Here is a 26,289-nt window from a genome sequence, read left to right on the forward strand (position 1 = left end):
ACATTTACTTGCTCTCGGAAAGGTCGAATGCGTTGAGTTCCGCTTCCTCGGCGTCGAGGTCGAAGGCCTGGCTGGCGCCGTCCAGGAACTGGGCGGGCTGCAGCGGCCGGCGGTCGACGCGCAGGTCGAAGATATCGAAGCGGTTGTAGTGGCCGGTGATGTCGTGCATCTGGCGCGGCTGGATGCAGCGCGACAGGTCGATGTCGGCGTAGACGATGCCTTCCACGTCGATCAGCGGCTCGCCGATGACGCGGCCATCCGGCCCCAGGAAGCCGGAGAAGGCGCTGTTGCGGCGCGACAGCAGCTCGCGCGCCTTGGGATTCAGCGGGCTCATGGCCTCGATGATTTCCTCCGATACGGTCGAGCATGACACCGCGGTGAACACCTTGCCCTCGAAGCAGTGGGCGGCGGCGCGCACCTTGATGGCCTCGGCCATGTCGTAGTCGGCCGGTGCCACCGGCAGCGCGATGTAGCTGGCCACGTGCATCAGCTCCCCCTGCGACAGCAACGAAAAGCGCGCCAGCGTGTTGGTGTTCTCGCCGCAGGCCAGCGAGCCGAGCGGGCCGACGCTGGTCTGGTGCACGCGCAGTGCCGAGGCGTCGCCATTGGCCCAGGTCAGCTTCTCGGCCCAGGTGGGCACCAGCTTGCGGTGGCGGCCCAGGATGCGGCCTTCGTCGCTGATGGTCACCAGCGTATTGAAGAGGGTGCCGACCCCGGTGCGGCTGCGCTCGTTCACGCCAACGATCACGTTGATGTGGTTGGCCTGCGCCGCCTGCGCGATCTTGCGGATCTCCGGGCCGGGGATCTCGATGGAAGCCTTGACCAGCTTTTCGAACCAGGGGCTGGCGTCGACCGGGTTGGTCAGCCAGCTCCAGTACGGGTAGCCGGCCACGAATACTTCCGGAAAGGCGACCAGCTTCGCGCCGTTGTCGGCGGCTTCCTTGATCAGGCGGCAGACCTTGTCGACCGTGGCGTCGGCGTCGAGCAAGACGGGAGCGGCCTGTACGGCCGCGGCCTTGAACTTGGGCAGGTTGAGCATTTTTGTGCCTCGCTTGCAGCGATCATCCCCGCATGCGCGGGGACGACGGGGTTTAGACGGCCACCACCGGGTGGCGCAGTTTGCCGATGCCTTCCACCGTGGCCACCACGGTGTCGCCCGGCCACAGCCACTCCTGCGGGGTGCGGCCCGCGCCCACGCCGTCGGGCGTGCCGGTGGCGATGATGTCGCCGGGTTCCAGCGCCATGCCCTTGCTGATGTCCGCGATCAGCGCCGGCACCTTGAACAGCATGTGGCGGGTGTTGGAGCTCTGCTTGGTCACGCCGTTGACGGTCAGCGACAGGTCCAGCGTGTGCGGGTCGGGGATCTCGTCCGCGGTGACGATGACCGGTCCGAACGGGGCATAGGTGTCCTGGCCCTTGGAATAGATCCACTGGCCGGCGCGGCGGCAGTCGCGCGCTGAGATGTCGATCATCACGCTGTAGCCGAACACGTAGTTGAGCGCGTCGGCTTCCTTCACGCCCTTGCCGCGCGTGCCGATGATGACGGCCAGCTCGACTTCCCAGTCCATCTGCTGTGTGATTTCCTTGTTGTGCTCGATGGCGTCGCCCGGGCCGATCACGGTGGTGGGCGGCTTGGAGAAGATCACCGGCTCCTTTGGCAGCTCCTTCGAGGTATCCAGGCTGCGGCTGGATTCGGCTACGTGCTCGACGTAGTTCAGGCCGATGCCCCAGATGTTCTTGCGCGGGCGCGGGATCGGCGCCAGCAGCTTGACGTTGGAAGCTGGCACCGCCACGCCGAACGGGAGCTTGCCGCGATATTCGTTCAGCAGCGCGCTGGTCGAGCGGACTGCCTCGGGGCCCAGGTCGATAAACTCGAGCATGGTGGAGGGAATGTCCACGCCGACGGCGGCGCCGAAGCGGGCGAGGTCAACGACATTGCCGTCGACGATGGCGCCCAGGCGGGCGGCGGCAGCGACTTCAGCGCGATAGGTTACGAGACGCATGGTTTGATAACTCCAGAAAAGGCCGCAATCGGTGCGGCTGCATAACTTGGAAAACAGGTACTGCTGAGGTTTAAAGGACGACCTGATGCCCGCCGTTCTCCGCCAGCGCCTGCTCGCGATAAAGCCCCAGCGAATGCATCACCGGCAGGTCGTTGAAGCAGAACAGCACAGAGTCATCGCTGGCCGACGCGTTCGCGTGCTCATGGAAGGCCCACGACGGCACGCAGAAGATGTCGCGCTCGGTCCAGTCGAAGCGCTGGCCGTTGATGACCGAATAGCCACTGCCCTTGGCTACCTGGTAGATAAAGCTGCCGGTGTGGCGGTGGGCCCTGGTGGCTTCGCCCGGACGCAGCAGCTGCATGCTGGCGCCGATGGTCGGCATCACCGGGCCGCCTGTGACCGGATTGACGTAGTGCATCAGCACGCCGTCGAACGGGCTGCCATCGGTGACCTTGCTGTGGCGCACCAGCGCCTCGTAGGTCGGCGCCCATTCGTACTTGTACAACGGCGAATACGGCTTGCTCCAGTTGCCCTCGTGCGGGCGCAGGCCCTTGCCGCCCCAGATCGCCGGCATGTCATCGACCGGGTGTGTCACGGCCTGCTGCAGGTCCGGGTGCACGGCGTAGAAGCCGGCTTCCATCGCATTGACCAGCGGGATATCCAGGCCGTCCTGCCAGATGCAGGTGGTGCCTTCGGCCGCCACGCCATGCTCGTGCCAGGTGCCGTTGGGCGTGAGCACGAAGTCGTTGGCGTTCAGCGTCATCTTGTGGCCGTCGACGATGGTGTAGGCGCCGCTGCCTTCCATGATGAAGCGCAGCGCCGAGGACGAGTGCGCGTGTGCCGAGGCGGCTTCGCCGGGATGCATCACCTGCAGGCCCGAATAGAGCCAGCCCACCGCTGCCGAAACGTCCTGGCGGCCCGGATTGTTCAGGTAGATCACGCGGCGGCCGGCCTTCTCCGGCGTCACCAGGTCGACCGAACGCAGCACGTGGTCACGCAGATCGCGGTAGCGCCACAGCACCGGCACCGATTCGGACTTCGGCTGCCACGGCTCGATCTTGTTGGCCACGGTCCAGAGCGCGCCGGTCTTGAGCGCATCGAGCTCCTTGTAGTAGGCGACCAGCTCGGGCGTGTCTTCCACGTCGGCGCGGCCGGCTACGTTCTCGCGGTAAGTGTCATACGAGGTATTCGACATCGTCTTCCTCTTTGGTCTGGTTTCCTCCTCTCCCGTCGACGAGAGAGGGACGAGCCATCGTCAGACCGCCGCCGCGCGCTTGATACTGCGCTCCAGCTGATCCTTGGCGAACAGGTACTGCTTTGGCCATTCCACGCTGCGGTAGCCCAGTTGCGCGGTCTCGCGCAGCAGCCAGGCCGGATCAGCCAGGTACGGGCGCGACAGCGCGCACAGGTCGGCGCGGCCGGAGGCGATGATCCCGTTGACGTGGTCGGCTTCGGTGATCGCGCCCACGGCGATGGTCGGCACGCCTGCCTCGTTGCGCACGCGGTCGGCGAACGGGGTCTGGAACATGCGGCCGTAGACCGGCTTCTGCGCCGGCGTGACTTCGCCGGAAGAGCAGTCGATCATGTCGGCGCCGGCTTCCTTGAACAGGCGCGCCATGGCCACCGCGTCGTCGGCGCTGTTGCCGCCTTCGACCCAGTCGGTGGCGGAGATGCGCACCGACACCGGCTTTTCCTGCGGCCATGCCGCGCGCACCGCGCGCAGCACTTCCAGCGAGAAGGCCATGCGGTTTTCCAGCGAGCCGCCGTATTCGTCGCTGCGCTGGTTGGTCACCGGCGAGAGGAAGTTCGAAAGCAGGTAGCCGTGGCCGGCCTGCAGCTCCAGCCAGTCAAAGCCGGCGGCGGCGGCACGCCGGGTGGCGGCGACGAAGTCATCGCGCACGCGGTCCATGTCTGCGCGGGTCATTGCGCGCGGCGTCTGCGAAACGCCCGGCAGGTACGGCAGTGCGGAGGCCGAGATCAGCGGCCAGTTGCCCTCGGCCAGCGGGTGGTCCATCCGCTCCCAGCCCAGTTGCGTCGAACCACGGCGCCCGGCGTGGCCGATCTGCACGCCGATGCGCGCGCTGGTGTGCTCATGCACGAAGCCGACGATGCCGGCGAATGCCGCCGCCTGCTGGTCATTCCACAGGCCCGGGCAACCCTCAGTGATGCGGCCGTCCGGCGAGACCGCCGTCATTTCCACCATCACCAGGCCGGCACCGCCCAGTGCACGGCTGCCAAGGTGCACCATGTGGAAATTGCCCGGCACGCCCATCTGGCACGAGTACATGGCGGTGGGCGACACCACCACGCGGTTCTTCAGTTCCACGCCGCGCACGGTGTACGGCGTCAGCATCGGCGGTACGGCGGCGGCATCGGTGCCGGCGCGTTCGGCCAGCCACGACTCGTAGCCTTCCAGCCAGGCCTTGTCGCGCACGCGCAGGTTCTCGTGCGAAATGCGCTGCGAGCGGGTCAGCAGCGAGTAGGCGAACTGCTCGGGCTCCAGCTCTTCATAGCGCCTGACGTTCTCGAACCATTCGGTCGAGTTGCGCGCAGCGTTCTGGATCTTGAGCACTTCCACCGAGCGCACGGCTTCGTAGTGCTTCAGTGCATCTTCCAGCGAGCCGTCGGTGTTGCGGATGGTGCGCGCCAGCTCGATGGCATCTTCCAGCGCCAGCTTGGTGCCGGAGCCGATCGAGAAGTGCGCGGTGTGGGCGGCATCGCCCATCAGCACCACGGGCACCTTCTTCTCCAGGCCACTGTCGTCGGTCAGGTTGTTCCAGTGCACCCACTTCTCGCAGATCACGCGCGGGAACTGGATCCAGATCGCCGAGCCGCGCAGGTGGCTGGCGTTGCTGATCAGAGGGTTGCCGTTCAGGTACGGGGCGAACAGCTTCTCGCAGTAGGCGATGCCTTCTTCCTGGCTCATCTGGTCGATACCGGCGGCCTTCCAGGTTTCTTCCGGGGTCTCGACGATGAAGGTCGAGGTGCCGTCCTCGAAACGATAGGCGTGTGCCTGGAACCAGCCATGCTCGGTCGGCACGAAGATGAAGTTGAAGGCGTCGAACACCTTTTTCGTGCCCAGCCAGACAAAGCGGCAGTTGCGCGTGTCGATGTCCGGGCGGAAGGTGTCGGCGTAGCGCTTGCGCACCAGGCTGTTGAGGCCGTCGGAAGCCAGCACCAGGTCGGCGTTGTACTTGCGCGCGATGGCCTGGTCGTCCTCGACGTAGTTCTCGAACACCAGTTCCACACCGACTTCCTCGCAGCGCGCCTGCAGGATGTTCAGCAGCTTCTTGCGGCCGATGCCGATGAAGCCGTGGCCGCCACTGCGCACCGCGCGGCCCTTGAAGTGGACCTCGACATCGTCCCAGCGGTTGAACGCATCGCCGATGGTCTCGGCCGAGACCGGGTCGGCCTCGCGCAGGTTGTCCATGGTGGCGTCGGAGAACACCACGCCCCAGCCGAAGGTGTCATAGGGACGGTTGCGCTCCACCACCACGACTTTGCTGGCGGGATCCTGGAGTTTCATCAACAGGCCGAAATACAAGCCGGCGGGGCCGCCGCCGATACATACGATGTTCATGGCTGCTTCCAATCAGGTTACTACCGGAGCCTTCGGCACCCGCGCAGCGGGTACGTCGGCATTCAGACGGTGGTTTCGGGAAAAGGCCGGTCTGCGGGGGCAGGGCCGTGTTCGATGGCGGCCCGCAGGTCATGGGGCACCGGAATCGCCAGGTGCGTGTCCAGCGAGGTCATCACGATGGTCTGCGTGGCCGCCATGCGCAGTTCGCCGTCTTCGCCAGTGCAGCGCCAGGCCAGCGTGATTGACTTGCCCCCAAGGCGCACCACGTCCAGCGCCAGCCAGACCTGGTCGCCAAAGCGGCTGATCGCCTTGAAGTCCACCTCCAGGTGTACGGTCGGCATGCCGAGCCGGCGCGCGCCGATCACGCCGTGGTAGCCGTCCGGCAACAGGGTGTCGACCCAGCGTTCGATGAGGTCGTTGAACAGCACGAAGTACTGCGGGTAGAAGACGATGCCGGCCGGGTCGCATTCCGAGAAATGGATCTTGTGCTGGCGCCGGAAGGTATGCGTAGTGCTCATGGTCTGCGGTTCCTGCTATGGGGTTGGCACGTGAAGGTCATGCCAGCGTGTGGCGGGCGAGGGCTTCCTTCAGCTTCTTGCCGTGCTCGTCGGCCAGCGCGGCCTCGCGCAACTCGCGCAGCGTGGCCGGGGCCAGGCGGGCACCCGCCCGCATCACGGCGTTCATCAGGGTCTGGTAGTTGGTCAGGCCGCGCACATGGGTGTCGCTGTAGCCTTTCACCAGCCGCTGGCACTGCACCACTTCCAGCGCCAGCGCCGGATTGAGGCGGGCGGCGGCCAGCACCTGGGCCAGCCAGCCTTCGATACGCTCGGTTTCCAGCGCATAACGCAGCGTGCAGCGGCGGATGCCGCGCAGGCGCGAGACCGCCCACAGCATCAGGTAGCCGCGCAGCGAGCTGGTGGTGACCACGCGGCCAGAGGTGGTGAAGCGGCGCACCAGGCGGTGCACGACATGCGGCTGCATCAGCCAGCGGCCGAGTCCGGCCGGCAGCGTCTCGCAGATTTCTTCCAGGCGCGGGTGCATGAACTCGTTGATCGCCAGCAGCTGCTTGTCGCTGGCGCGCACCTCGCCCCGCACGCGCGCGAAGCGCGAGTCGCGGGTCTTGAGGTCGGCCACGCGAATGGTGTCTTCGTACGACATCCACAGCGCCAGGTGGCGCGCGGTTTCGCGCAGGAGCGCGATATCGTCGTTGCCGATGGCCCGGCGCACGGCGGCCAGCCGATCCAGGTAGAGGCCGGCGTAGGCCACGTCCTGGTAGTCGATCATGCGGCGCACGCCTTCGACCACGACGGGCCAGTTCTCGGCCGGTTGTTCGGCGCGGGCGCGCTGCAGCAACTGCGCAACCCCGGGATCCTGCGGCGTGAGTTCGCCTAGCGGCTTTGCCGATTCTGCAGCGGGCGTCTCAGCGGCCTCGGCTGTGGCGAACGCCGCGCCAAAAGCGCGCAGGCTGGGCTTCACGCCCACGCCGCCACGCTCGATCGTGGCTTCGAACTGCGCGCGGCTGAACGGCAGCACGCCGGTGCCCGCCAGCGCGCCGAACAGCACGGCGCTGATGACGCTGCCACTGGCTTCGGCGGCCTGCGCCATGTCGAAGCGTACAAAGCGTTTGGCAGCCTTGCCGGCATGGGCAATCAGCTCATTGCTGTCGACACGGCCGTCGCCCATCGCGGATTTCTCGGCGATGGAATACACGCGATGGGTGGAAGACACCAGCGTGGTGCGCTCCGGCGTCACCAGCCCGCGCTGCACGGCGCGGCCGGCTTCCATCAGTTCGGAGGCGAGGACCACATCGACATCGCCCGGGGTGGGCATCAGCGCCAGCACCGGCTGGCGGCCGGCTTGCTCGGCCAGGTCGCGCGGGAACAGCTCGACGTAATAGATGGTGGCGCCGGTGCGCTGCGCCACGCCGGGCACCGACGTAGTCTGCGCGATATAGCCGTTGTGCTCGCCCAGATCCACGATCCAGTCGGCCAGCACGCCGCCGCCTTCGCCGCCCATGGCGAGGATGGCGACCTTGATCGGCTTGGCGCTGAGGTTATTGGGTGTGTTCACGATGGAACCTCTCGAAACTTGGTGTTCAGAATGCAAGGCGGGTGCGGCGCGCGGCATCGCGGCGCTGCAGGAAGCCGATCACGCCGTCGCGCAGGCGCTGGCGCAGCTTGTCGACGCGGGTCGGGTTGGTGACGATCTGCGCGCGGTAAAAAGACGGGCACAGCACCGCTGCGTGCGAGACCTCGCCACACAGGCCGCAGCCCACGCAGCTGTCCAGCACGGAGGCGACCGGGTCGGTGCGCAGCGGGTCCGGGTTGGGCTTGATCGTCAGCGAAGGGCAGCCGGACAGGCGGATGCACGAGTGATCGCCGGTGCAGGTGTCCGAATCCACCCCAAAGCGCTCGCGCACTACGCGCTGGCCGTCGGCGATCGCCTTGCGGACCTTGGGCTTCTCGCGGCGCTGCTTGTTCAGCATGCATTCGCTCTGCGCGATCAGCACCTTGGGACCCTTGGCGCCGGTGGTCAGCGCTTCCTTGAGGGTGGCCTTCATCGCCTTAAGGTCATAGGTGCGGCGGATCGTGCGCACCCACTTGACGCCCACGCCCTTGACCGCGTCCTCGATGGCGTGGCCGGTGCTGCGGGTGTCGTTCAGCGCGGTCGAGGACAGGATGTCCTGCCCGCCGGTGGCCGACGTGTAGCTGTTGTCGACCACGATGGTCAGGTTGTCGCTCTTGTTGAAGACCGCGTTGGCGATGCCGCTGGTGAGGCCGTTGTGCCAGAAGCCGCCGTCGCCCATCACGGAGATTGCGCGCTTGCCGCCGGGCGCGTTCAGGGCCGCGGCGCTGGCGCTGCCCAGGCCGTAGCCCATGGTGGTGTTGCCCAGGTTGAACGGCGGCAGGATCGAGAACAGGTGGCAGCCGATGTCGGCGCTCACGTGGTGCTCGCCGATCTCGCGCTCGACCAGCTTCATCGCGGTGAAGATCGGTCGCTCCGGGCAGCCGGTGCAGAAGCCGGGCGGACGTGCATGCACGCTCTCGTCGACGAGATTCTGCGGTTCCAGCACCTCGGCAGCCACGGCATCGACGGTGGCGGCCGGCGCCTGCACCAGCGGAATCACCTTGCGGGCCGGCTTCGGCTCAGGCAGCGGTTCAAGCTTGCCGTACTGCTCCAGGAAGGCGCGCAGGCCCTTGAGCACGGTCGCGGTGTTGTACTCGCCAGCCAGCGGCAGCAGGTCCTTGCCATGCAGCGCCGCAGTGGCGCCGGCCATGCGCAGGATGTTGGCGGCGTTCTGCTCGACAAAGTTGGGCTGGCCTTCTTCCAGCACCAGCACGGCGCGCTTGCCCGCGCAGAAGCGTTCCCACTCCGAATCGATCAGCGGGTAGGCCACGTTCATCACGTACAGGGGGATCTTCGACTCGCCGAACACGTCGGCCAGGCCGAGCTGCTCCAGTGCGCGGATCAGCGTGTTGTAGCTGCCGCCCTGCACGGCGATACCGATGTCGTCCATCTCGCCCTGGAAGAACTCATTGAGCTGGCGCTCCTCGACGAACTTCACAGCGGCGGGCCAGCGCTGCTTGATCTTCTCGTGCTCGTGCGCGAAGCTCGCGGGGGGCAGCACGATGCGGCTGAGGTCGCGCGTGGGGTGGTCCAGCGCGTCCTGGATGGAGAAGCGGCTGCGGCGGTTGTCGGAAGCGACGAACTGGCCATGTACGTGGCACGAGCGCACGCGCAGCTGGAGCATCACCGGTGTATTGGAAGCTTCGGACAAGTCGAAGCCGTCCTTCACCGCCTGCACGATGCAGGGCAGGTTGGGGCGCGGATCGAGCAGCCACATCTGCGACTTCATCGCGAAGGCGTGGCTGCGCTCCTGCATGATCGAGGAACCTTCGCCGTAGTCTTCGCCGACGATGATCAGCGCGCCGCCCGTGACGCCGCCCGAAGCCAGGTTGGCCAGCGCATCCGACGCCACGTTGGTGCCCACGGTGGCCTTGAACGTGACCGCGCCGCGCAGCGGGTAGTTGACCGAGGCCGCCAGCGACGCAGCCGCGGTGGCTTCACTCGCGCTGTTCTCGAAGCGGATGCCATGCTCGGCTAGGATGTCCTGCGCATCGGCCAGCACGTCCATCAGGTGCGAGATCGGCGAGCCCTGGTAGCCGGCCACGTAGGCGACGCCCGATTCCAGCAGCGCCTTGGTGACCGCGAGGATGCCCTCGCCGCTGAATACTTCGCCGGAACCCAGGCGCAGCTTCTTGACTTCTTCGACAAACGAACGCTCAGCCATGACTTTTCTTCCTGACGCTCACGTTGGGGCGCGGCGAATATAGTTTAAACATAAACATTTCCGTAATCATATGTATGCGCGGGGCTCGAGGTCACGGGGACGGCTTCCGTTGAAGCCGAAGTCCCTCCTCAGGCGATTTATGCGTTGCTTTGCTGGCCGGCGCGTGCCACGACGACTGGTTCCCGTGCCGATGGCAGCAGCGCCACAGCCAGCGCAGCGGCAAGGCCGGCAATGGAGAACGTGATGAAGTTCCAGCCGAAACTCAGGCCTGAACCCGCCACGTAGCCGCCGACGAGCGGGCCGCTCATGGCGCCGAAGCGCGCGAAGCTCAGGGCCCATCCTGTTGCCGCGGCCCGTGCATGTGCCGGGTAGTAACCGGCGAGATAGCCGGTAAGGATCAGGGATGCCGAGACGGTGCCCACGCCTGCCAGCGCGACCAGAAGGTAAATGACGGCAACGGAGTTGCGGAACATCAGCGCGCCGATGGCGAGAGCGCCGATCAGGTAGAAGACCGCAACGGTGCCACGTGCCCCAATTTTGTCGGCCGCGCTGCCCAGGAAGAGGCCGCCCACCGCAGAAGCAAGACTGAAGATAACCAGGAAGGAAAGGCTGGAGCCGAGGTCGTAGCCATTCTTGCGCATGATGGTCGGCAGCCACGTATTGAGGCCGTAGACCAGCAGCAAGCCGAAGAACAGTGCGATCCAGAAGCACGCTGTCGCGCGCAGCTGCTTGCGGGCGAACATGCTCGACATCACGTCGCGCCAGGTGGCGCGGGCGGCGCTGTTCGCGGGCCGGGCTTGCGACGGCAGCCGGCCATGGCCAGTGCGATCGGCCAATGCCTGCGCTTCATCGATCCGCCCTTGCCCCACCAGGTACTCCAGCGACTCGGGCAGCAGCCACGCCATCAGCGGTATCACCACCATGGGCACCGCACCCAGGCCAATCACGCCACGCCAGCCAAGACTGGGCAACAGCCACATCGCAATGAGCGCGGCGCAAAGAATGCCCACGGAATACCCCGAGTACATCAGGCCATAGTTGAAGCTGCGGCGGTGCGGCGGCGAGTACTCGATGGTCAAGGCGGCGGCGACGGGAATGACGCCACCGAGGCCGAGCCCGCCGATAAATCGTAAGACGCCGAAGATGGCCGGTGTGGGCGCATAGGACGCGCCCAGCATGGTCAGTGAGAACAAGGAAACACAGAGCAGCAGCATGCGGCGGCGGCCGATCATCTCGCTCAGCGTGCCAATCAGGAAGGCGCCAAAGAACATGCCGACCAGGGCATAGCTGCTGAGGGCCCCGAGTTCCAGCGGCGTCAGGTTCCAGTTGCGGTCGTCGGCGAGCGCGGGCAGTACCGCGCCCATGACGCCGACGTCATAGCCTTCAAAAAGAATCGCAAGGAAGCATACGAAAAGTACGGTATAGGTCGCGCGGGAAGCGGGGCGCCAGGGCTGAACGGTGCCAGCTGGTGTCATTGTCTGTCTCCTGATGGGTGGCGGATACGGAACTGGAGAAGCCGCCAGGGAACCTGCTTCGCGCGATCGTCGCCACGCGCTCGCTGTTGTCCCACATAGTTTAGGCATAAACATATGATTATGGAAATAGTTTTTGAGGCGCGGCAAGGGTAGCCTGGTCGGCGCCTCGATGGGAGGCGCCGAGGCCGCAACTAGAACTTGTGGCGCAGGCCCAGGCCGAAGGTGTTGCCCGGGTTCAGGTCGGTCACCTTGTCATAGCGCCAGGCGGCATAAAGGTCAGTGCGCTTGGAGAACGGGTAGTCGTAGGCCAGCGTAGTGGTATCGCGGCGGGCCGAGCCCAGGGTCTCGTTACCGCCCTGCCAGGTACGCACCCAGGTTGCCATCAGCGAGCCCGGCCCCAGCGGGGCGCTCGCACCCACCTGCATGGTGCGGTTGCGCTGCCGGCTCAGCGTGCTGAAGCTGTTGTCCGACTGCGCGTACTGGCCGAACAGCTTGACCATCTTGAAGTCGTAAGACACGCCCGCCAGGTAGGCCATCTGGTAGCTGGCGCCGTTGGCCGTGAACTCCGGCGCGTTGACCCCCACCCGCTGCACCGCCAGCGTGGCGCCGAAGTTGCCGTTGAAATAGGTGGCATTGCCGCCGTAGCTCTGCTTGCCCTGGTGGCCGGTGCTCTCGCCGGTCGAGTAGATCGCATTGAAGCGCAGCCCGCCGAAGCCCGGACTCTGGTACAGCACCGAGTTGTCCCAGGCGGTGTCACCTGCGACCGAGTTGCCCACCGGCGAGCCCGGCGGCGTGGTGTAGGAGTGCAGGAACATCGGCGAGAACACCGCCGAGTCGGCCAGCGGATTGAACAGCAGCATGGACACGAACCACGGCGTGGTGTTGCGACCCAGCTTGATCGCGCCGAAGCCGCCATTCAGGCCGACAAAGGCATTGCGCCCGAACATGACGTCGCCGTCGAAGCGGCCGACCTTGCCATTGTCCGTACGGAAAAAGCTCTCCAGCGTGAACTCGGCGTTCAGGCCGTTGCCCAGCGCTTCCTGCCCGCCAATGCCCCAGTACGAGGTGGTCAGGCCGGAACTGTCGACGACCGCGGTGCTGTGCGCATCGCCACTGGTGCGCACGGAGCCGGCAAAGGCGTCAATCGTGCCGTAGAGCTGTATGGCGCTCTGGGCCTGTGCGGCGCCGGAGGCGAGGCTGCCGGCGGCCGTTACGGCGGCCAGGATCCTGCGTTGGTGCTTCATTGTCTTCCTTTCCTCTCTCTTCTTTTGTGGACGTCCGCGGCTTTGTCAGGTGGCCACGATCGCCAGCACCCGCAACGGACTGCCCGACCCGTTCTGGATCTTCAGCGGTGCCGCCACGATCAACGCGCCGGTGGGCGGCAGCTGGTCCAGGTTCTTCAGGCATTGCAGGCCGTACTTGTTCGCGCCGTGCATCAGCGTGTGGCACGGGTAGGGCAGCGGCCAGGCGTAGGACTGGCCGGCATCGGTGTTGATGGTTTCGACGCCGAAGCCGTGGACGTTGCGTTCATGGATCAGCCACTCGACCGCGGCCTGTTCCGGGCCAGGCGTATGGGCACCGTCCTCGCGCAGGCCGAGGAACTCGGCAGGGTCGGTCTTCTTGCTCCAGTCGGTGCGCAGCAGCACCCAGGCGCCGGCGGGAATGCGGCCGTGTTCGGCTTCCCAGCGCTGCAGGTGCGACCCTGTCAGCACCCAGTCGGGGTTCTCCGCCACTTCGGCGCTGGCATCGACCACGACCGCGGGGGCGATGAAGTTGGCCGGGTCGATGGTGTCCACGCTGTTGTTGGCGTGGTCCTTGCCCGAGATCCAGTGCACCGGCGCGTCGAAATGCGTGCCGGTATGCTCGCCGCAGGAGAAGTTGTTCCAGTACCAGCCCGGTCCCTTGTCGTCGTACTGGCTGATGCGTTCCATCTTGAACGCCCACACCTGCCCGAATTCAGGGGGCAGCACCAGCGCGGGGAAGTCCGGCGACAGGGTCTGCGTCAGGTCGATGATCCTTGCCTTGCCGCCAGACAGGTCCGCGGCAAGCTGTTGCACGGTGTTGCTCATGGGGTCTCCTTGTTGTGTGCGCCGTGTCAGGCCGACGCGTGTGCCAGCCGCGTGTATCGCCCCTGCCAGTAGAGCAGCGGCGCCGGCGTCTGCTCGGCGACATGGACCGCCCGCACCCGCCCGATGATCAGGATGTGCCCGTGGCGCTCCAGCAGTTCGTCCGCCTCGCAATCCATCGCCACCACGGCGTCGGCCAGCACCGGCGCGCCGTCGCGGGTGAGCTGGGTCCAGGCGTCGCTGCCGTAGCGCGCGGCGCCGGCCTCGCCGCCAAAACCGGTGAAGCGTTGCGCGATCGCCTGCTGCTCCACGCGCAGCAGGTTCACGCCGAAGCGCCGCGTGCGCTGCAGCAGCCCGGCCGAAGAACTCGTCGCCTTCATCGACGCCACCAGCATCGGCGGCTCGGCCGAGAACGACGACACCGAGGTTGCGGTAAAGCCGCTGCGCTCTTCGCCTTCGGCCACCGTCACCACGGTCACCGCGCCGGCGAAGCCGCGCATCGCCTGCTTGAACTGTTGCTGCAGCGCCGCCAGAGGGTCGTGCTTACTGGCCGCCATTTTTCGACCCTCCGGGCTGGCGCAGGCCGCGTGCTTCCAGGATCGGCAGCACCGTGTCGCGGAAGTACGGGAACTCCTTCACGTAGTCGACGAACGACAGCGTCGTGCCCTTGAAGCCGGCTTCGGCCAGCGCGCAGATGCCGTCGGCCACCTGCTCGGGCGTGCCCACTAGCGGGAAGCCACCGTGGCCCGCCGCCATGCGGTCTCGGATCAATGCCAGCAGGTCGTGCGGGAACGACTGCGCGTTGGCGAACTGCAGCGCCACCAGGTTGTCCACCGCGGCCCAGTCGGCTTTGTCCTGCGCAAAGTGGCGCAGGTAGTCGCGCGCTTCCTGCTCGGTCGGGCGGCACACCACGTGCGAGAAGGTCAGCACTTCCACCGGCTTGTTTGCCGCGCGGGCCTTGGCTTTCAGTTCGGCCACTTCCACTTTGGAGCGCGCCAGGTCGATCGCCGGCGTGAACAGGAAGTTGGCGTTCTGGATGGCAAAATCGCGGCCTTCGCCGGAACCCGCGGCGTTCAGGATCGGCGGGCGCTCGCCGTGCCACGGCTTGGGCAGGCCGTAGATGCCCTTCAGGTGGAAGTTCTCGCCGTCGTAGTTGAAGGCGCCGTCGCGCTCCCAGATCTGCTTGATGACGTCGAACCACTCCTGCGCATAGCTGTAGCGCTTGTCATGGCCGGCGGCCAGCGGCAGGCCCAAGGCCTCGTACTCGGGGCGGTTCCATCCCGCCACAATGTTCAGGCCCGCGCGGCCCTGGCCGATCTGGTCCAGCGTCGCGATCTGCTTGGCCACCACCGCCGGGTGGTTGGCCGCGGTGTGAATGGTCGCGAATACCGTCAGGTTCTTTGTCTGCGCCAGCAGCCCGGCGGCCCAAGTGATCGTCTCCAGCACCGAGCCGTGGAAGTCGGTCTCGCCGCCGTAGCCGATCCAGCGCGCGATCGGCAGCATGAAGTCGATGCCGGCGTCGTCCAGCATCTGCGCCAGCTTCGCGTTGTTTTCCCACGAGTTGTCCCAGCGTTCGTCGATCCTGGTTACCGACATGCCGCCCGAGCAATTGGTGGCAAACGTGCCCAGTAAAAAGTCCTTCGTGTTCAGAATTTTTCTCATGCGTATCTCCCGGCCAAGTAGAATCCCTGAAGCAGGCGCCGCCCGCGGATAATGCGGCGCCCGTACTGCCCTGAAAAACCCACGCACGCAACGTGCGTCGAGCTGACAATGCCCAAGACCTCGAGTAACTCCACGCCATCCGCGAAAATCGACCGCACTGCCGAGCAACATCGCTGGCACCTGGCGACGGATGATTTCAGCGTCGAGATCACGGACCTCGAATACGCCGTCATGCGGGTTTATCAGTCGTTCCTGCGGTGGCAGTCCGAATGCCTGGCGGCCGTGACCGGAATTACGCTGAGCGGGCAGGAAAATGCCTTGCTGCATATCATCCGGATGCACGAGCGGCCCAAGACCATCAAGGACCTGCTGCACATGACCAATCGCCAGGACGTGCCCAACATGCAATATGAGTTGCGCAAGCTGCTCAAGGCCGAACTGGTCGACAAATACGGCAGCGCACGCACGGGCATTTACTACTTCGCCACTGACGAAGGCATAAGGGTGTGCGACGAATTTGCCCGGTTGCGGCGCGAGACGCTGCTCGAGACCGCGCAAGGCGAATTCGGCCCTAAATCCGGCGCTCTGAAGGCGGCCGGACAGCTGGAACAACTGGAAAAGGTCTACGAGATCGCGACGCGCGAAATCGCGACCTATCACCGCCGTCGCTAGAAGGAGTGGTTTTGGAAACTCATTGAGGGGCGTTGTCTCCTGGTGGCGCGTGACGTATCGCGCGAATCGAATAAATAATCAAATAGAAGATTTATTTGATGCAAATGTAGCGCACTGCCGCGGGCTTCGCCACGGTTTTCGCATTAGGGGAAACACTAGGGGGCTGACGGTCGGGTTTGCGCCGGTTCGGCCACAATCCTGGCGCCGACATCGCGCAGCAGCCGCTGGAAATCGGGCGACGCCAGGATGATCTTGCCCGCCGCTGCCCGGAGCCGGTCGACGGCCTCGGGCGGCAGCGAGAACGAGGTGGGCAACTCGTTCAGGTAGGCCAGTTCCGCCTTATCCTCCAGCTGGGCGAACGAGACATCGATGGCGTAGATGGTGGCGTCCGGCGTGCGCAGCGTGGTGGCCACCGCGGCATCCTTGTTCGCCTTGAAGGCAGAGGACTGCCGGACCTGGCTCATGGAGTGCCAGCGCGCCTGGCTGTCCTTCAGCAGCTCGGTTGCCTCATAGGAGTAGTGGTCGATGGGAACGCCCGTTGCCTTGACCAGTATCTCAAGCGTGCCGGGCGAGGATTCCGATTTATCCCATGCCGTCTTGGGCGTGGACAGCGAGTTGACGACAAAGACCACGATCCTGCGCGTATGGTCGAGCGGCGTAGGCTGGCCGACGAGGTGCAGCGCTTCCATGAGCTCCAGCGCGTCCAGCACCGCGCGCATGCCGAGGTTGTCGGAAACCCCGCCGTCCACCACATGGATGTAGGGCCGGTTGACGCTGTCTTCGAGTTCCGCCCCTTCCTTCAGGTGCCGGGTCGCACGCGCAGCCGGCCTCGGCGGGTCGGCGGCATCGATAAAAGGCTTGATCCAGTCGGGTGGTGTGTAGCCACAGTTGCCGCCGTAGTTATTGAGCGTAACGGGCGTCAGCACGACCGGCACGGCAGACGAAGCGGCAGCGGCGCGGGAAAGGCGTACCGCATTCAGGTCCGAGCAGAGTACGTCGAAGGTGGCCTGCGTAAATGGCAGGCGGGCACCTGTGGAAATGTCCGTGGCGGATGCAATGATGAAGGGGCCCTGTCCCCGGTTCAGGTCGCCAAACGTCGCCCCGTTGAACAGGATCTCGTCGTACAGATCGGCCGCCAGTTCGGAGCGGCCCCAGCCGCCCGACCACAGTGACGGCCAGTAGGCGGGATTGAGCGTGCGGAACGTAATCTCGCCCTGTACATCGCGCTTGAGGAAGCGCTGCTCGTAGTCGTCGAAGAGCTTGTCGCCATAAAGGCCATAGGCGAGCGCGGTAAAGCTCCCGCCGGACACGCCGGTAATGACGCCGACATGGTCGAGCAGGCGCGACTTGACGCCTCTGGGCCCGACCACTTCCGTATTGCGCAGGAATTCCAGCACGCCGTACGAGAAGGCGGCGGCGCGTGTCCCGCCGCCCGAGAAAGCCAGGATCACCAGGTTCTCGCTGGTCTTCGAATAGTGGGGGCGCGTCGTGTATCGATAGCCGGTAGCAGGATCGGCGTGGGCAAGCGGCGGATTGACAGGCCGGCTGGCGCAGCCGCCGAGCAGAAGCAGCAACGCAGCGGCGATTACCCATGCTGGCGTCGGCAATCTGGCCATAGGTCCTCCGCAGCGAATTCAGGACGAACAAGACCGGACGTGTCGGCGTCCTGGGCTACCACCATACTAGGCGGCTAATGTGGCTGCAGGCGCAACTTTCGAGGTTGTCCCGGCCAGCGCCCATGGACTAGACTAGATTTCACCGGTCCAAGAGACCAGTACTTAACCTCGTTTGGCTAACGCGCGGCGGTGAGATGGCCAGGGCCGCGCGTTGGCGTGGATGACACGGCGGGCGCGCCTTTTGCAGGCGGGACTCGGCCGCCCGTTGAGCCAGCAAGTGGCTTACCGATCCGAACCTTTGCGGCGACCTGCAAGGAGGCAATCGATGTTGCCCACGCCCATTTCCGAGAGAGCGCTGTCCCGGGGACTGCTCGACGTACTGATCCGTGCCGGGCTGATCGCCGTGCTGGCGATTTTCTGCTTCCAGATATTCAATCCCTTCCTCAATCTCATCGTCTGGTCCGTGATCCTGGCGATTACGATCTATCCGCTGCAGGTGAGGCTCAGGCGCAAGCTGGGCAACAACGACGGCCGTGCCGCCACGCTGATCGTCGTGATAGCGATCGCCATCATCGCGGTGCCGGCCTATCTGTTGGGCTCCGCCATGGTCGACTCGGTGGAGAATGCCATGGCCATGGTCAAGAGCGAGGGCATTCATATTCCGCCCCCGGCCGAGTCGGTAGCCGCCTGGCCGCTGATTGGCCAGCGCGTGTATGACTTGTGGCAGCACGCCGCCACGGACCTGACCGGCCTGGCACAGAAGTATGCGCCGCAGATTAAGGACATCACCCTTGCCCTGCTGGTCGCGATCGCCGGCCTTGGCAAGGGTTTGCTGATCTTTATCTTCGCGCTGATCATCGGGGGCATTTTCATGGCTTACGGCGAGGCCGGCAGCCGCAGCGCCGAGCAGATCGCCTCGCGCATCTTCAGCCCGGCCAGAGGCCCGCACATCGCCAGGCTATGCACCGCGACCATCCGCGCGGTGGCGCAGGGCGTGGTCGGCATCGCCTTTATCCAGATGCTGTTGATCGGTGTCGCCTTCGTGATCAAGGGTGTTCCCGCGGCGGGCGTGCTGGCCTTGCTTGTGCTGCTGCTGGGGATCGCGCAGTTGCCGGCCACGCTGATCACCATCCCGGTGATCATTTATGTCCTGGCCACGGAGGGCGCCAACGCTGCCACCATTGTCTTCTCCATCTATGTCTTCATCGCGGGGCTGGCTGATAACGTGCTCAAGCCGCTGCTGCTGGGGCGTGGCGTCGATGTGCCAATGCCGGTGGTGTTGATCGGCGCCCTGGGCGGCATGGTCACCGGCGGCGTCATTGGCCTGTTTATCGGCCCGGTGGTGCTCGCGGTCGGCTATCAGCTGTTCTGGCAATGGGTGGAAGACCAGCCGCAGGTGCAGGCGCAGGAGCAGGAGCAGGAGGGAGACCTGGCAAGCCGGCAACAGGTCTGAGGTGGTCCGGGGCGCCCATGTCGCGCTGGCATCTACCGTTCCGCGCCTTGCTGACCGGCGCATTCTGCCTCAGCGGCTGCGCGCGCGTGGGCCCGGATTTCCAGCCACAACGCGAGCCCTGGGCGCAGCAGTGGCACAGCCCGGCGCTCGACCAGGCGACCGAAATGCGTACCCAGCCGGACCTCCGCGACTGGTGGCAGGTGTTCGCCGACCCGACCCTCGAACGCCTGATTGCCGAGGCCGATGCGAACAACGCCGGCCTCAGGATCGCGGGCCTGCGCGTGATGGAAGCCCGCGCGCAGCTGGGCATCGCCCAGAGCGGGCGCTACCCTCAGCTGCAGCAGGCCAGGGCCGATGTCCTGTACACGGATAGCCGGCAGGCCGGCGGCCGCAACCCGCAAAACAATCGCTTCTGGCAATACAGCGCCGGTTTCGACATCGGCTGGGAGCTGGATTTCTGGGGGCGCTTCAGCCGCGCCATCGAGTCTGCCGATGCCGCCTATTTTGCCGCCCGCGCCAACCATGAAGACGTGCTGGTACTGCTGCGGGCCCAGATGGCGGAAACCTACTTCGCGCTGCGCACGGCTGAGGCGCGGCTGCGCATTGCCCGTGACAATGCCCGGCTGCAAAAGCGCAGCTTCGAGATCACCGAGCGGCTGTTCAAGAGCGGCGAGACCGACGAGCTCGACCTGCAGCAAGCCAAGACGCAATACCTGGGCACGCTGAGCACCATTCCTGACTTTGAAAGCCAGATCATGCGCACGCGCAATGCCCTGGCGGTGCTGGTGGGCCGCCCCCCCGCTCCGATGCCCGAACTGTCGGAACTGGCGGAAAAGGAAGGTGAGGTTCCCCTGATCGACCGCGCCGTGCTGCAGGACGTGCCCGCCAACCTGCTGCTGCGCCGCCCGGATATCCGCGCCGCCGAGCTGCAGATTGCCGCGCAATCGGCGCTGATCGGCGTGGCCGAAGCCGAGCTCTATCCGTCGCTGACGCTGCTGGGCAGCATCGTCTGGTCCGCCAGCACGCTGGCCGGCACACCCAACAGCCTGGCCCTGCTCGGCGGCCCCAGCCTGCGCTGGAACGTGTTCGACTATGGCCGGATCCGCAACAACGTGCGCGTCCAGGATGCCCGCCTGCAGCAACTGATCGTCGCCTACCAGGACGCCGTGCGACAGGCCGCGCGCGAGGCCGACGATGCCGCCAGCGGCCTGATCAAGGCGCTGGAGCGCGAGGAAATCCTGCGCGACGGGACGGTCGCTGCCAATCGCTCGCTGACGCTGGCCAACGCGCTGTACCGCGAAGGCTACTCGGACTTCCAGCGCGTCCTGGATGCCCAGCGCGCGCTTGCCACCCAGCAGGACGCCTACCTGCTCAATCGCAGCAGCGCCGTGAGCAACCTGATCGCCTTGTACAAGGCCCTCGGTGGCGGGTGGTACAGCGAGCGGCCGCTGGTCGACGCGGCCACCCGTGAACAGATGCAGCATCGCACCAACTGGGGGGACCTGCTGAATGAGCCGGGTCCCCGACCCGCCGATGCCAGCCTGCCTGCAGACCAGAGGCAGGTTCCTGTCAGCGAGCAACGATGAGCGACGACACTCCGCAGCCAGCCGACGCGCCTGCGCCGCCCGCGCCACCCGCGCCTGAATCCGCCGCCGCCGATCCGGCAAGGAAGGGGATCAGGTGGGTTCTGGTGGTGATCCTCATCAGCCTGGCCTGGTACCTCCTGGCCGACCGGCTGACCCCATACACGCAGCAGGCACGGGTGCAGACCTTTGTCGTGCCGGTCGCGTCCGAAGTGTCCGGGCGCGTGACCCGGGTGCATGTGCGCAACAACCAGGACGTTGCGGCCGGCGCGGTCCTGTTCGAGGTCGATCCGCAGCACTACAAGATTGCCGTGGACCGCGCCCGCGCCGATCTCGAGTCGACGCGCCGGCAGATCGGCGCCAGCACCGCCGGCATCGAGTCGGCGCAGGCCTCCCTGCGTGCCGCGCGCGCCAACGAGCTCAAGGCACGCCAGGACAGCGAACGCCTGGAACGCCTGTACCGCGAAGATCCCGGCACCATTTCACTGCGCCGCCTCGAAATCGCGCGCGCCAGCCTGGAGGCAGCCACCAGCCAGGTCGCGGCGGCCAAGGCCGAGGTGCAGCGCGCGCGCGAACAGCAGGGGGGCAGCGAGGAAGAGAATGCCAAGCTGCGCAGCGCCGCAACGGCGCTGGAGAAGGCCGAGCTGGACCTTGCCAATACCCGGGTGCGGGCGCGCTCGGCCGGCCTGGTCACCGACCTACGCACCGACGCCGGCCAGTTTGCCGCCGCCGGCAACCCGGTCATGACGCTGATCACGATCCACGATATGTGGATCAATGCGGAAATGACCGAGAACAACCTGGGCCACGTCGAGCCTGGCACACCGGTTGCCATCGTGCTGGACGCACTGCCAGGCAGGATCTTCGAAGGCCGCGTGCGCAGCGTCGGCTACGGCGTCAACACCGGCCCCAGCTCGCCGCCCGGCAGCCTGCCGACCGTGCAGAACAGCCGCGACTGGCTGCGCCCGGCCCAACGCTTTCCGGTGATCGTCGAGTTCAACCCGGGCGAACTGAGCACGCTGCGCGGCATCCGCGTAGGCGGGCAGGCCGAGGTCATGGCGTTTCCCCTGCAGGGCAATCCGCTCAATCCGCTCGGCCGCGTGTTCCTGTACCTGATGAGCTGGCTTTCCTATGTCTACTGACAGCTCCGAGCCCCTGTCCGCCGCGCGCTCGCCCCGCGCGCAGCGTGCGCTGCGCCTGGCCAGCGGCACCGCGCTGTGCCTGGCGGCCAGCTTTGGCCTGCAGCTGCCGATCCCGATGGTCGCCCCGGTACTGGCCGTGTTCCTGCTTGCCAGCGTCAACCGGCCGCTGTCGTTCAAGGCCGGGCTGGGCCTGGCGCTGGTCGTGATGCTGACCACCGGCAGTGGGCTGCTGCTGATTCCCTTGCTGCGCCACTACGCCTTGAGCGGCGTGCTGCTGATCGGCCTGGGCCTGTTCCTGGCCTTCCGCCTTGGCCTGCGCGGCGGCAACAACCTGGTCTCCACCTTCCTGGTGGTCGGACTGACCATGATCTCGGCTGCCGGCACCTTCGATTTCGGGCTGGCGGTCACGGTCATCGAGGCGCTGGTCAAGGGGCTGCTGGTCGCGGTGGCAGTGCTGGCCATCGGCCATTGGCTGTTTCCCGAACCCGCCGGTGCGCCGGCACCGCCCGCCGCCCCGGTCTTGCCGGCTGACCAGGCCGCCTGGATTGCGCTACGCGCTACCCTGGTGGTGATGCCGGCCTACCTGCTGGCGCTGAACGACCCGGCCTCCTACATGCCGATCATCATGAAAACGGTCAGCCTCGGTCGGCAGAGCTGCACCACCACGGCTCGCAACGCCGGCCGCGAACTCATCGGCTCGACGCTGCTCGGCGGCGTGCTGGCGATGCTGTTCTGGGGCGCACTCAGCCTGTTCGTGCACCTGTGGATGTTCTTCCTGTGGATGCTGCTGTTCGGCCTGCTGGTCGCGCGCAAGCTCTATGGGCTGAGCCCGACGCGGCAGCCGCCGAGCTTCTGGCTGAATACGCTGGTGACCCTGATCATCCTGCTGGGCCAGTCAGTGCAGGACAGCGCCGCCGGCAAGGATGTCTATACGGCGTTCGCCGTGCGCATGGCGCTGTTCATGGGCGTCACCCTGTATGCCTGGATGATGCTCCAGCTGCTCGACCAACCCCGCCGTGTGCGCCGACACGGCTCCTGAACCGGCCCATCATGCTGCGCAATCTGCTAATCGGCCTTCCCGTGATGATGCTCTGCCTGCTGCTGCAGGCCGTCTTCGTCACCATTTGCCTGCGCTACTACGTACGCCTCGACAATGTCCGGCGTAACCGCGCATCGGTGTCGCTGGATATCCTGATGCTGGCGATGGTGATGCTGGTGACCTTGCTCGGCAATTTCGTGCAGATGGCGATCTGGGCGGTCCTGTTCATGTTGCTCGGCGAATTCCGCGACTACGCCACCGCCCTGTACCACTCCGGCGTCAACTTCGCCACGCTGGGCTACGGCGATATCGTCATGTCCGCGGACCGGCGTTTGCTGGGGCCGCTGGAGGCGGCCAACGGGATCCTGATGTTCGGCGTCTCCACCTCGGTGATGACTGCTGCGGTGCTGGACGTGATCAAGCACAACCTCGCCGGGCTGCGGGGCAGCGAGCAGCCAAAACCTTAGGCAAGTGTGGCTAAGGGTGCCAGGTCGTGGGCCTGGGCGGCTGTGCCCGCCTTCCGGAAATCATATACGAAAGCTCGCGTCCCGCATTCAGCATCAGTTCGACATGCTCGCCCAGGGTGTTGCAGCGCCCTCATGTAGCGACTGCCGCCAGTAACCACAGCCGCTACTCATCCCCCCGGCCAGCGTTGAACAAGCGCTCGCCGCGCTCCTGCAAGAGCGCCATCAGGCGGTGCGCCGCAGGCGACAGGTAGCCTTCCCGCCGGTATGTCACGCCGAGCCGGCGTTTCAGTGTGGCCTCCTTCAGCGGCACTTCGCGCAGCGGGTGCTGGCTGCCGCGCCCGGCAGCCAGCGTGTGGCGGGACAGGAAGCTGAGCAGCTCGCTCTTCGCAATGAGGCGCGGCAGCAGGGGGATCGAGTTCGCATCGATCTGCGCCGTGGGCAGCGGCAAGCCATGCGACTGGAAGGCCGCATCGAGCCATTGCCGGCTGGGGATGGACCGGGCCGGCAACACCCAGCGCCACGACAGCAGTGATTTCATCGTGATGCGAGGCAGGTCGAAGACCGGGTGATGGTGGCTCGCCGCAACCACGACCACGTCTTCGACGATGGCGCGACTGACAAAGGCGTCGTCGGGCTCGGGCATGAGGCCGATCAGCAGGTCGATCGCACCTTCCCTGAGGCGCTCGCGCAAGACCAGGCTCGGTGCGACGGTGATCTCGATCGTCGTCTCCGGCGCTTCGGCGAGAAGGAGATTGCAGATCTCCGGCAACACATGTTCAGCGGCAATCGGTCCGCTGCCGATGCGGACGTGTCCCGCGTTCCCCCTGGCGAAGTCGCCAACCTCCCTGAGCGCCTCTTCCGTTGCGCCGCGCAGCATGCGCGCCCGTGCAAGCAGTACCTCGCCCACCGCGGTGAGGTGTATGCCGCGGCCCTTGCGCTCGAACAGGGCGCTGCCGAACGCATCTTCCAGCCGCTGCACCGCCTTCGTGATCGCGGGCTGAGTTCGCCCCAGCTGGTCGGCAGCCTTGCCGACGTGGCCGAGTTCGGCGACTGCCTCAAAGTACCTGAGGTCCCGAAGCTGGATGTCCATCGATAACTCGAGGGAATGAAAACATGAACATTATCAAATGGACGGAATCGTTTGGCCAGCCAAGAATACAAGCCATAACACAGGAGACATGATGACGAAAACGCGATTCCTCGCGGCCGCCGCCGCGCTTGCCATGCTCGCGGGCAGCGCGTTCGCGCAAGCCTGGCCAGCCAGGCCGATCCGGCTGGTGGTCCCGTTTCCGCCCGGAGGCGGCACCGACACGGTTGCGCGGCTGGTGGCGGAGAAGCTGACGTCGCAGGCGGGCTGGGTTGTGGTGGTGGAGAACCGGCCCGGCGCGGGTGGCAACGTCGGTCTCGACGTGGTGGCGAAGGCGCCGGCCGACGGCTACACGATCGGTCTGGGTCAGACCGCCAATCTCGCGATCAACCCGGCGCTCTATCCGAAGATGCCGTTCGATCCGCTGAAGGACTTTGCACCCATCACGACAGTTGCGTCCCAGCCAGTTGTGCTGGTGGTCAATGTCGCGTCTTCGTTCAGGACGCTGGCGGATGTCGTTACGGCATCGAAGAGCAAGCCAGAGTCCCTGCGCATCGGCCTTGCCGGCAACGGCACGGTAGGCCATCTCGCCGGCGAAATGCTGGAGCGGCGCGCCGGCATCCGGATGCTGAACGTGCCATACAAGGGCGCCGGCCCGGCCATGGTGGATCTGCTCGGCAACCAGGTGGACCTCAATTTCGCCAATACCGCGGCGGCCATTCCGCAGCTCGCGGGGAAGAAAGTCCGCGCCCTGGCGGTGAGCTCCGCGCAACGCGTGAAGAACGTACCTGAGCTGGCGAACGTGCCCACGGTTGCCGAATCGGGGTACCCCGGCTTTGATGCGATCACCTGGACCGGCCTGATCGCGCCGGCAGGCACGCCTCAGACCGTGGTGGGCCGCATCAACGCGGAAGTGCAGAAGGCGCTGAAGAACCCTGACGTGCAAGGCAAGCTGGCCGCCGAGGGCAGTACGCCCATGGGTGGAACGCCCGGGCAGTTCGCCGAGTACATCCGTACCGAGCATCAGAAGTGGGGCGCGTTGATCCGCGAGGCGAATATCAAGCTCGAGTGAGCGTCCGAACGAATTCTCTGCACCCAACCGGCAAAAGCTTCACGGATTCGTCCCTGTATGAACGCTTGTGCCGCAACACTGGAATTTCATGACCACAATCTTCGTCACCGCCCCCAGGCTTGCACCAGCCGGCGTGGAACTGCTCGCCCGGGCCGGCGCCCGCGTGCTCTATCTGTCCCAGCCTGACAGCGTGGAGGAGGTGGAGCGCGTCATGGCCTCGGAGCCTATCGACGCGGTGATCTCGCGGACGGTCCAGCTATCGGCGCAGGCCATCGAATCCTGCCCCACGCTCAAGGTGATTTCCAAGCACGGCGTGGGGGTCAGCAATATCGATGTGGACGCGGCCACGCGCCGGGGCATTCCGGTCTACGTCACGCCGGGGGCGAACGCGCAGTCGGTGGCCGAGATGACGCTGGGCCTGATGTTCGCGGCCGCGCGGCGCATCGGCTGGATGGATGCCGAGCTGCACGGGGGGCGCTGGTCGCGCGCGCAGGATGGTATGGAACTGCGCGGAAAGACCATCGGCCTGGTCGGTTTCGGGCAGATCGGCCAGCGCGTGGCGACGGTATGCCTTGCATTGGGCATGAAGGTCGTGGCGTTTGATCCGGCGCTGAAGGACGGCCCCAGCCCCGTCGATGGCGCGCAACTGCTGCCTTCGCTGGCCGAACTCCTGCCGCGTGCCGATGTGCTGAGCCTGCACGTGCCGCTCAATAAACACACGCGCAACATGCTTGGCGAAGCGGAGTTCAGCCGGATGCCGCGCGGCGCGATCCTGGTCAACACGGCGCGCGGCGAGGTGGTGGACGAGCCGGCCCTGATTGCTGCGCTGCAAAGCGGCCAGCTCTACGCCGCCGGACTGGACACCATGGCTGTCGAACCGCTGCCCGCCGACAGCCCGCTCTCGACACTTCCGAACGTTGTGCTCACCCCGCATGTGGGAGGCTCCACGCCGGCGGCGCTGGCGGCCATGGCGAGCGCCGCTGCCCGCAATGTACTGGGATGGCTGGACGGCGTTCCGGCCGACCGCTCCGCTTGCGCCAATCCACAAGTCCTTTCCTGACCGGCTCGATTCCCCTTGATC

The 26,289-nt window shown here is 66.0% G+C and carries 22 protein-coding genes; 8 read left to right on the forward strand and 14 right to left on the reverse strand.

Annotation, left to right across the window (positions count from 1 at the left end):
• Positions 1-4 precede the first annotated feature (4 nt).
• The 12 genes from K307_RS28745 to K307_RS28800 all read right to left on the reverse strand — a co-directional run bounded on the left by K307_RS28745 (position 5) and on the right by K307_RS28800 (position 15,077).
• Positions 5-1,039 (reverse strand): carbon-nitrogen hydrolase family protein, encoded by a 1,035-nt coding sequence (locus K307_RS28745; protein ID WP_042884257.1) that lies wholly within the window; start codon positions 1,037-1,039, stop codon positions 5-7.
• Between the two features lie 52 nt (positions 1,040-1,091).
• A complete protein-coding gene (locus K307_RS28750) occupies positions 1,092-2,003 on the reverse strand; it encodes a fumarylacetoacetate hydrolase family protein (RefSeq protein WP_042884258.1) in 912 nt (303 codons plus the stop codon).
• A gap of 70 nt (positions 2,004-2,073) precedes the next feature.
• Positions 2,074-3,198: a cupin domain-containing protein gene (locus tag K307_RS28755; RefSeq protein ID WP_042884259.1), complete on the reverse strand. Its 1,125-nt coding sequence runs from the start codon at positions 3,196-3,198 to the stop codon at positions 2,074-2,076.
• Between the two features lie 60 nt (positions 3,199-3,258).
• Positions 3,259-5,583, reverse strand: a complete 2,325-nt coding sequence (locus K307_RS28760; RefSeq protein WP_042884260.1) for a bifunctional salicylyl-CoA 5-hydroxylase/oxidoreductase — start codon at positions 5,581-5,583, stop codon at positions 3,259-3,261.
• A gap of 62 nt (positions 5,584-5,645) precedes the next feature.
• Positions 5,646-6,101: an acyl-CoA thioesterase gene (locus K307_RS28765; RefSeq protein WP_042884261.1), complete on the reverse strand. Its 456-nt coding sequence runs from the start codon at positions 6,099-6,101 to the stop codon at positions 5,646-5,648.
• 37 nt (positions 6,102-6,138) lie between these two features.
• Complete coding sequence (locus K307_RS28770; RefSeq protein WP_051975458.1) at positions 6,139-7,599, reverse strand: indolepyruvate oxidoreductase subunit beta family protein; 1,461 nt, start codon at positions 7,597-7,599, stop codon at positions 6,139-6,141.
• Between the two features lie 79 nt (positions 7,600-7,678).
• A complete protein-coding gene (locus K307_RS28775; protein WP_042884262.1) occupies positions 7,679-9,874 on the reverse strand; it encodes an indolepyruvate ferredoxin oxidoreductase subunit alpha in 2,196 nt (731 codons plus the stop codon).
• Between the two features lie 137 nt (positions 9,875-10,011).
• On the reverse strand, positions 10,012-11,349 hold the full coding sequence (locus tag K307_RS28780; protein ID WP_042884263.1) for an MFS transporter: 1,338 nt from the start codon (positions 11,347-11,349) through the stop codon (positions 10,012-10,014).
• A gap of 191 nt (positions 11,350-11,540) precedes the next feature.
• Entirely contained in the window at positions 11,541-12,593 is a 1,053-nt protein-coding gene (locus tag K307_RS28785) for a porin (RefSeq protein ID WP_042884265.1), read from the reverse strand.
• A gap of 45 nt (positions 12,594-12,638) precedes the next feature.
• Entirely contained in the window at positions 12,639-13,418 is a 780-nt protein-coding gene (locus tag K307_RS28790) for a cyclase family protein (protein WP_042884266.1), read from the reverse strand.
• Between the two features lie 26 nt (positions 13,419-13,444).
• Positions 13,445-13,972, reverse strand: a complete 528-nt coding sequence (locus tag K307_RS28795; protein ID WP_051975212.1) for a flavin reductase family protein — start codon at positions 13,970-13,972, stop codon at positions 13,445-13,447.
• Positions 13,959-15,077 (reverse strand): LLM class flavin-dependent oxidoreductase, encoded by a 1,119-nt coding sequence (locus K307_RS28800; protein WP_042884268.1) that lies wholly within the window; start codon positions 15,075-15,077, stop codon positions 13,959-13,961. The genes K307_RS28795 and K307_RS28800 overlap by 14 nt, the downstream gene beginning before the upstream one ends.
• Before the next feature lie 108 nt (positions 15,078-15,185).
• On the opposite strand from K307_RS28800, the gene K307_RS28805 reads away from it, so the two are divergent.
• Positions 15,186-15,749: a winged helix DNA-binding protein gene (locus K307_RS28805; protein WP_230626153.1), complete on the forward strand. Its 564-nt coding sequence runs from the start codon at positions 15,186-15,188 to the stop codon at positions 15,747-15,749.
• A gap of 155 nt (positions 15,750-15,904) precedes the next feature.
• On the opposite strand, the gene K307_RS28810 is transcribed toward K307_RS28805, so the two are convergent.
• A complete protein-coding gene (locus K307_RS28810) occupies positions 15,905-17,365 on the reverse strand; it encodes a patatin-like phospholipase family protein (RefSeq protein WP_042884271.1) in 1,461 nt (486 codons plus the stop codon).
• Between the two features lie 325 nt (positions 17,366-17,690).
• Between K307_RS28810 and K307_RS28815 the strand changes: the two genes are divergently transcribed.
• The 5 genes from K307_RS28815 to K307_RS28835 are packed head-to-tail and all read left to right on the forward strand — an operon-like array spanning position 17,691 to position 23,049.
• Complete coding sequence (locus K307_RS28815) at positions 17,691-18,818, forward strand: AI-2E family transporter (protein WP_042884272.1); 1,128 nt, start codon at positions 17,691-17,693, stop codon at positions 18,816-18,818.
• A gap of 17 nt (positions 18,819-18,835) precedes the next feature.
• Complete coding sequence (locus K307_RS28820; RefSeq protein ID WP_042884273.1) at positions 18,836-20,404, forward strand: efflux transporter outer membrane subunit; 1,569 nt, start codon at positions 18,836-18,838, stop codon at positions 20,402-20,404.
• On the forward strand, positions 20,401-21,543 hold the full coding sequence (locus tag K307_RS28825; protein WP_042884274.1) for an HlyD family secretion protein: 1,143 nt from the start codon (positions 20,401-20,403) through the stop codon (positions 21,541-21,543). The genes K307_RS28820 and K307_RS28825 overlap by 4 nt, the downstream gene beginning before the upstream one ends.
• Positions 21,533-22,582, forward strand: coding sequence for a DUF2955 domain-containing protein (locus K307_RS28830; protein WP_042884275.1), 1,050 nt, complete (start codon positions 21,533-21,535; stop codon positions 22,580-22,582). Before K307_RS28825 ends, K307_RS28830 begins: the two co-directional genes overlap by 11 nt.
• A gap of 11 nt (positions 22,583-22,593) precedes the next feature.
• Positions 22,594-23,049, forward strand: coding sequence for an ion channel (locus K307_RS28835; RefSeq protein WP_042884277.1), 456 nt, complete (start codon positions 22,594-22,596; stop codon positions 23,047-23,049).
• Positions 23,050-23,212: 163 nt separating this feature from the next.
• On the opposite strand, the gene K307_RS28840 is transcribed toward K307_RS28835, so the two are convergent.
• Complete coding sequence (locus tag K307_RS28840; RefSeq protein ID WP_042884279.1) at positions 23,213-24,139, reverse strand: LysR family transcriptional regulator; 927 nt, start codon at positions 24,137-24,139, stop codon at positions 23,213-23,215.
• An 88-nt stretch (positions 24,140-24,227) separates the two neighbouring features.
• Between K307_RS28840 and K307_RS28845 the strand changes: the two genes are divergently transcribed.
• Positions 24,228-25,208, forward strand: a complete 981-nt coding sequence (locus K307_RS28845) for a Bug family tripartite tricarboxylate transporter substrate binding protein (RefSeq protein WP_155301289.1) — start codon at positions 24,228-24,230, stop codon at positions 25,206-25,208.
• Positions 25,209-25,341: 133 nt separating this feature from the next.
• Positions 25,342-26,268 carry a hydroxyacid dehydrogenase gene (locus tag K307_RS28850; protein ID WP_230626155.1) on the forward strand — a complete coding sequence of 309 codons (927 nt, stop codon included), beginning with the start codon at positions 25,342-25,344 and terminating at the stop codon, positions 26,266-26,268.
• The last annotated feature ends 21 nt before the right edge of the window (positions 26,269-26,289 follow it).

The organism is Cupriavidus necator A5-1 (genome assembly GCF_000744095.1).
GTDB classification, from domain to species: domain Bacteria; phylum Pseudomonadota; class Gammaproteobacteria; order Burkholderiales; family Burkholderiaceae; genus Cupriavidus; species Cupriavidus necator_A.

Bases quoted from the DNA above. Each gene is read 5' to 3' on its own strand.
- K307_RS28745 (WP_042884257.1), bottom strand. From the start codon at position 1,039: ATGCTCAACCTGCCCAAGTTCAAGGCCGCGGCCGTACAGGCCGCTCCC.
- K307_RS28750 (WP_042884258.1), bottom strand. From the start codon at position 2,003: ATGCGTCTCGTAACCTATCGCGCTGAAGTCGCTGCCGCCGCCCGCCTG.
- K307_RS28755 (WP_042884259.1), bottom strand. From the start codon at position 3,198: ATGTCGAATACCTCGTATGACACTTACCGCGAGAACGTAGCCGGCCGC.
- K307_RS28760 (WP_042884260.1), bottom strand. From the start codon at position 5,583: ATGAACATCGTATGTATCGGCGGCGGCCCCGCCGGCTTGTATTTCGGC.
- K307_RS28765 (WP_042884261.1), bottom strand. From the start codon at position 6,101: ATGAGCACTACGCATACCTTCCGGCGCCAGCACAAGATCCATTTCTCG.
- K307_RS28770 (WP_051975458.1), bottom strand. From the start codon at position 7,599: ATGGGCGGCGAAGGCGGCGGCGTGCTGGCCGACTGGATCGTGGATCTG.
- K307_RS28775 (WP_042884262.1), bottom strand. From the start codon at position 9,874: ATGGCTGAGCGTTCGTTTGTCGAAGAAGTCAAGAAGCTGCGCCTGGGT.
- K307_RS28780 (WP_042884263.1), bottom strand. From the start codon at position 11,349: ATGACACCAGCTGGCACCGTTCAGCCCTGGCGCCCCGCTTCCCGCGCG.
- K307_RS28785 (WP_042884265.1), bottom strand. From the start codon at position 12,593: ATGAAGCACCAACGCAGGATCCTGGCCGCCGTAACGGCCGCCGGCAGC.
- K307_RS28790 (WP_042884266.1), bottom strand. From the start codon at position 13,418: ATGAGCAACACCGTGCAACAGCTTGCCGCGGACCTGTCTGGCGGCAAG.
- K307_RS28795 (WP_051975212.1), bottom strand. From the start codon at position 13,972: ATGGCGGCCAGTAAGCACGACCCTCTGGCGGCGCTGCAGCAACAGTTC.
- K307_RS28800 (WP_042884268.1), bottom strand. From the start codon at position 15,077: ATGAGAAAAATTCTGAACACGAAGGACTTTTTACTGGGCACGTTTGCC.
- K307_RS28805 (WP_230626153.1), top strand. From the start codon at position 15,186: ATGCCCAAGACCTCGAGTAACTCCACGCCATCCGCGAAAATCGACCGC.
- K307_RS28810 (WP_042884271.1), bottom strand. From the start codon at position 17,365: ATGGCCAGATTGCCGACGCCAGCATGGGTAATCGCCGCTGCGTTGCTG.
- K307_RS28815 (WP_042884272.1), top strand. From the start codon at position 17,691: ATGTTGCCCACGCCCATTTCCGAGAGAGCGCTGTCCCGGGGACTGCTC.
- K307_RS28820 (WP_042884273.1), top strand. From the start codon at position 18,836: ATGTCGCGCTGGCATCTACCGTTCCGCGCCTTGCTGACCGGCGCATTC.
- K307_RS28825 (WP_042884274.1), top strand. From the start codon at position 20,401: ATGAGCGACGACACTCCGCAGCCAGCCGACGCGCCTGCGCCGCCCGCG.
- K307_RS28830 (WP_042884275.1), top strand. From the start codon at position 21,533: ATGTCTACTGACAGCTCCGAGCCCCTGTCCGCCGCGCGCTCGCCCCGC.
- K307_RS28835 (WP_042884277.1), top strand. From the start codon at position 22,594: ATGCTGCGCAATCTGCTAATCGGCCTTCCCGTGATGATGCTCTGCCTG.
- K307_RS28840 (WP_042884279.1), bottom strand. From the start codon at position 24,139: ATGGACATCCAGCTTCGGGACCTCAGGTACTTTGAGGCAGTCGCCGAA.
- K307_RS28845 (WP_155301289.1), top strand. From the start codon at position 24,228: ATGATGACGAAAACGCGATTCCTCGCGGCCGCCGCCGCGCTTGCCATG.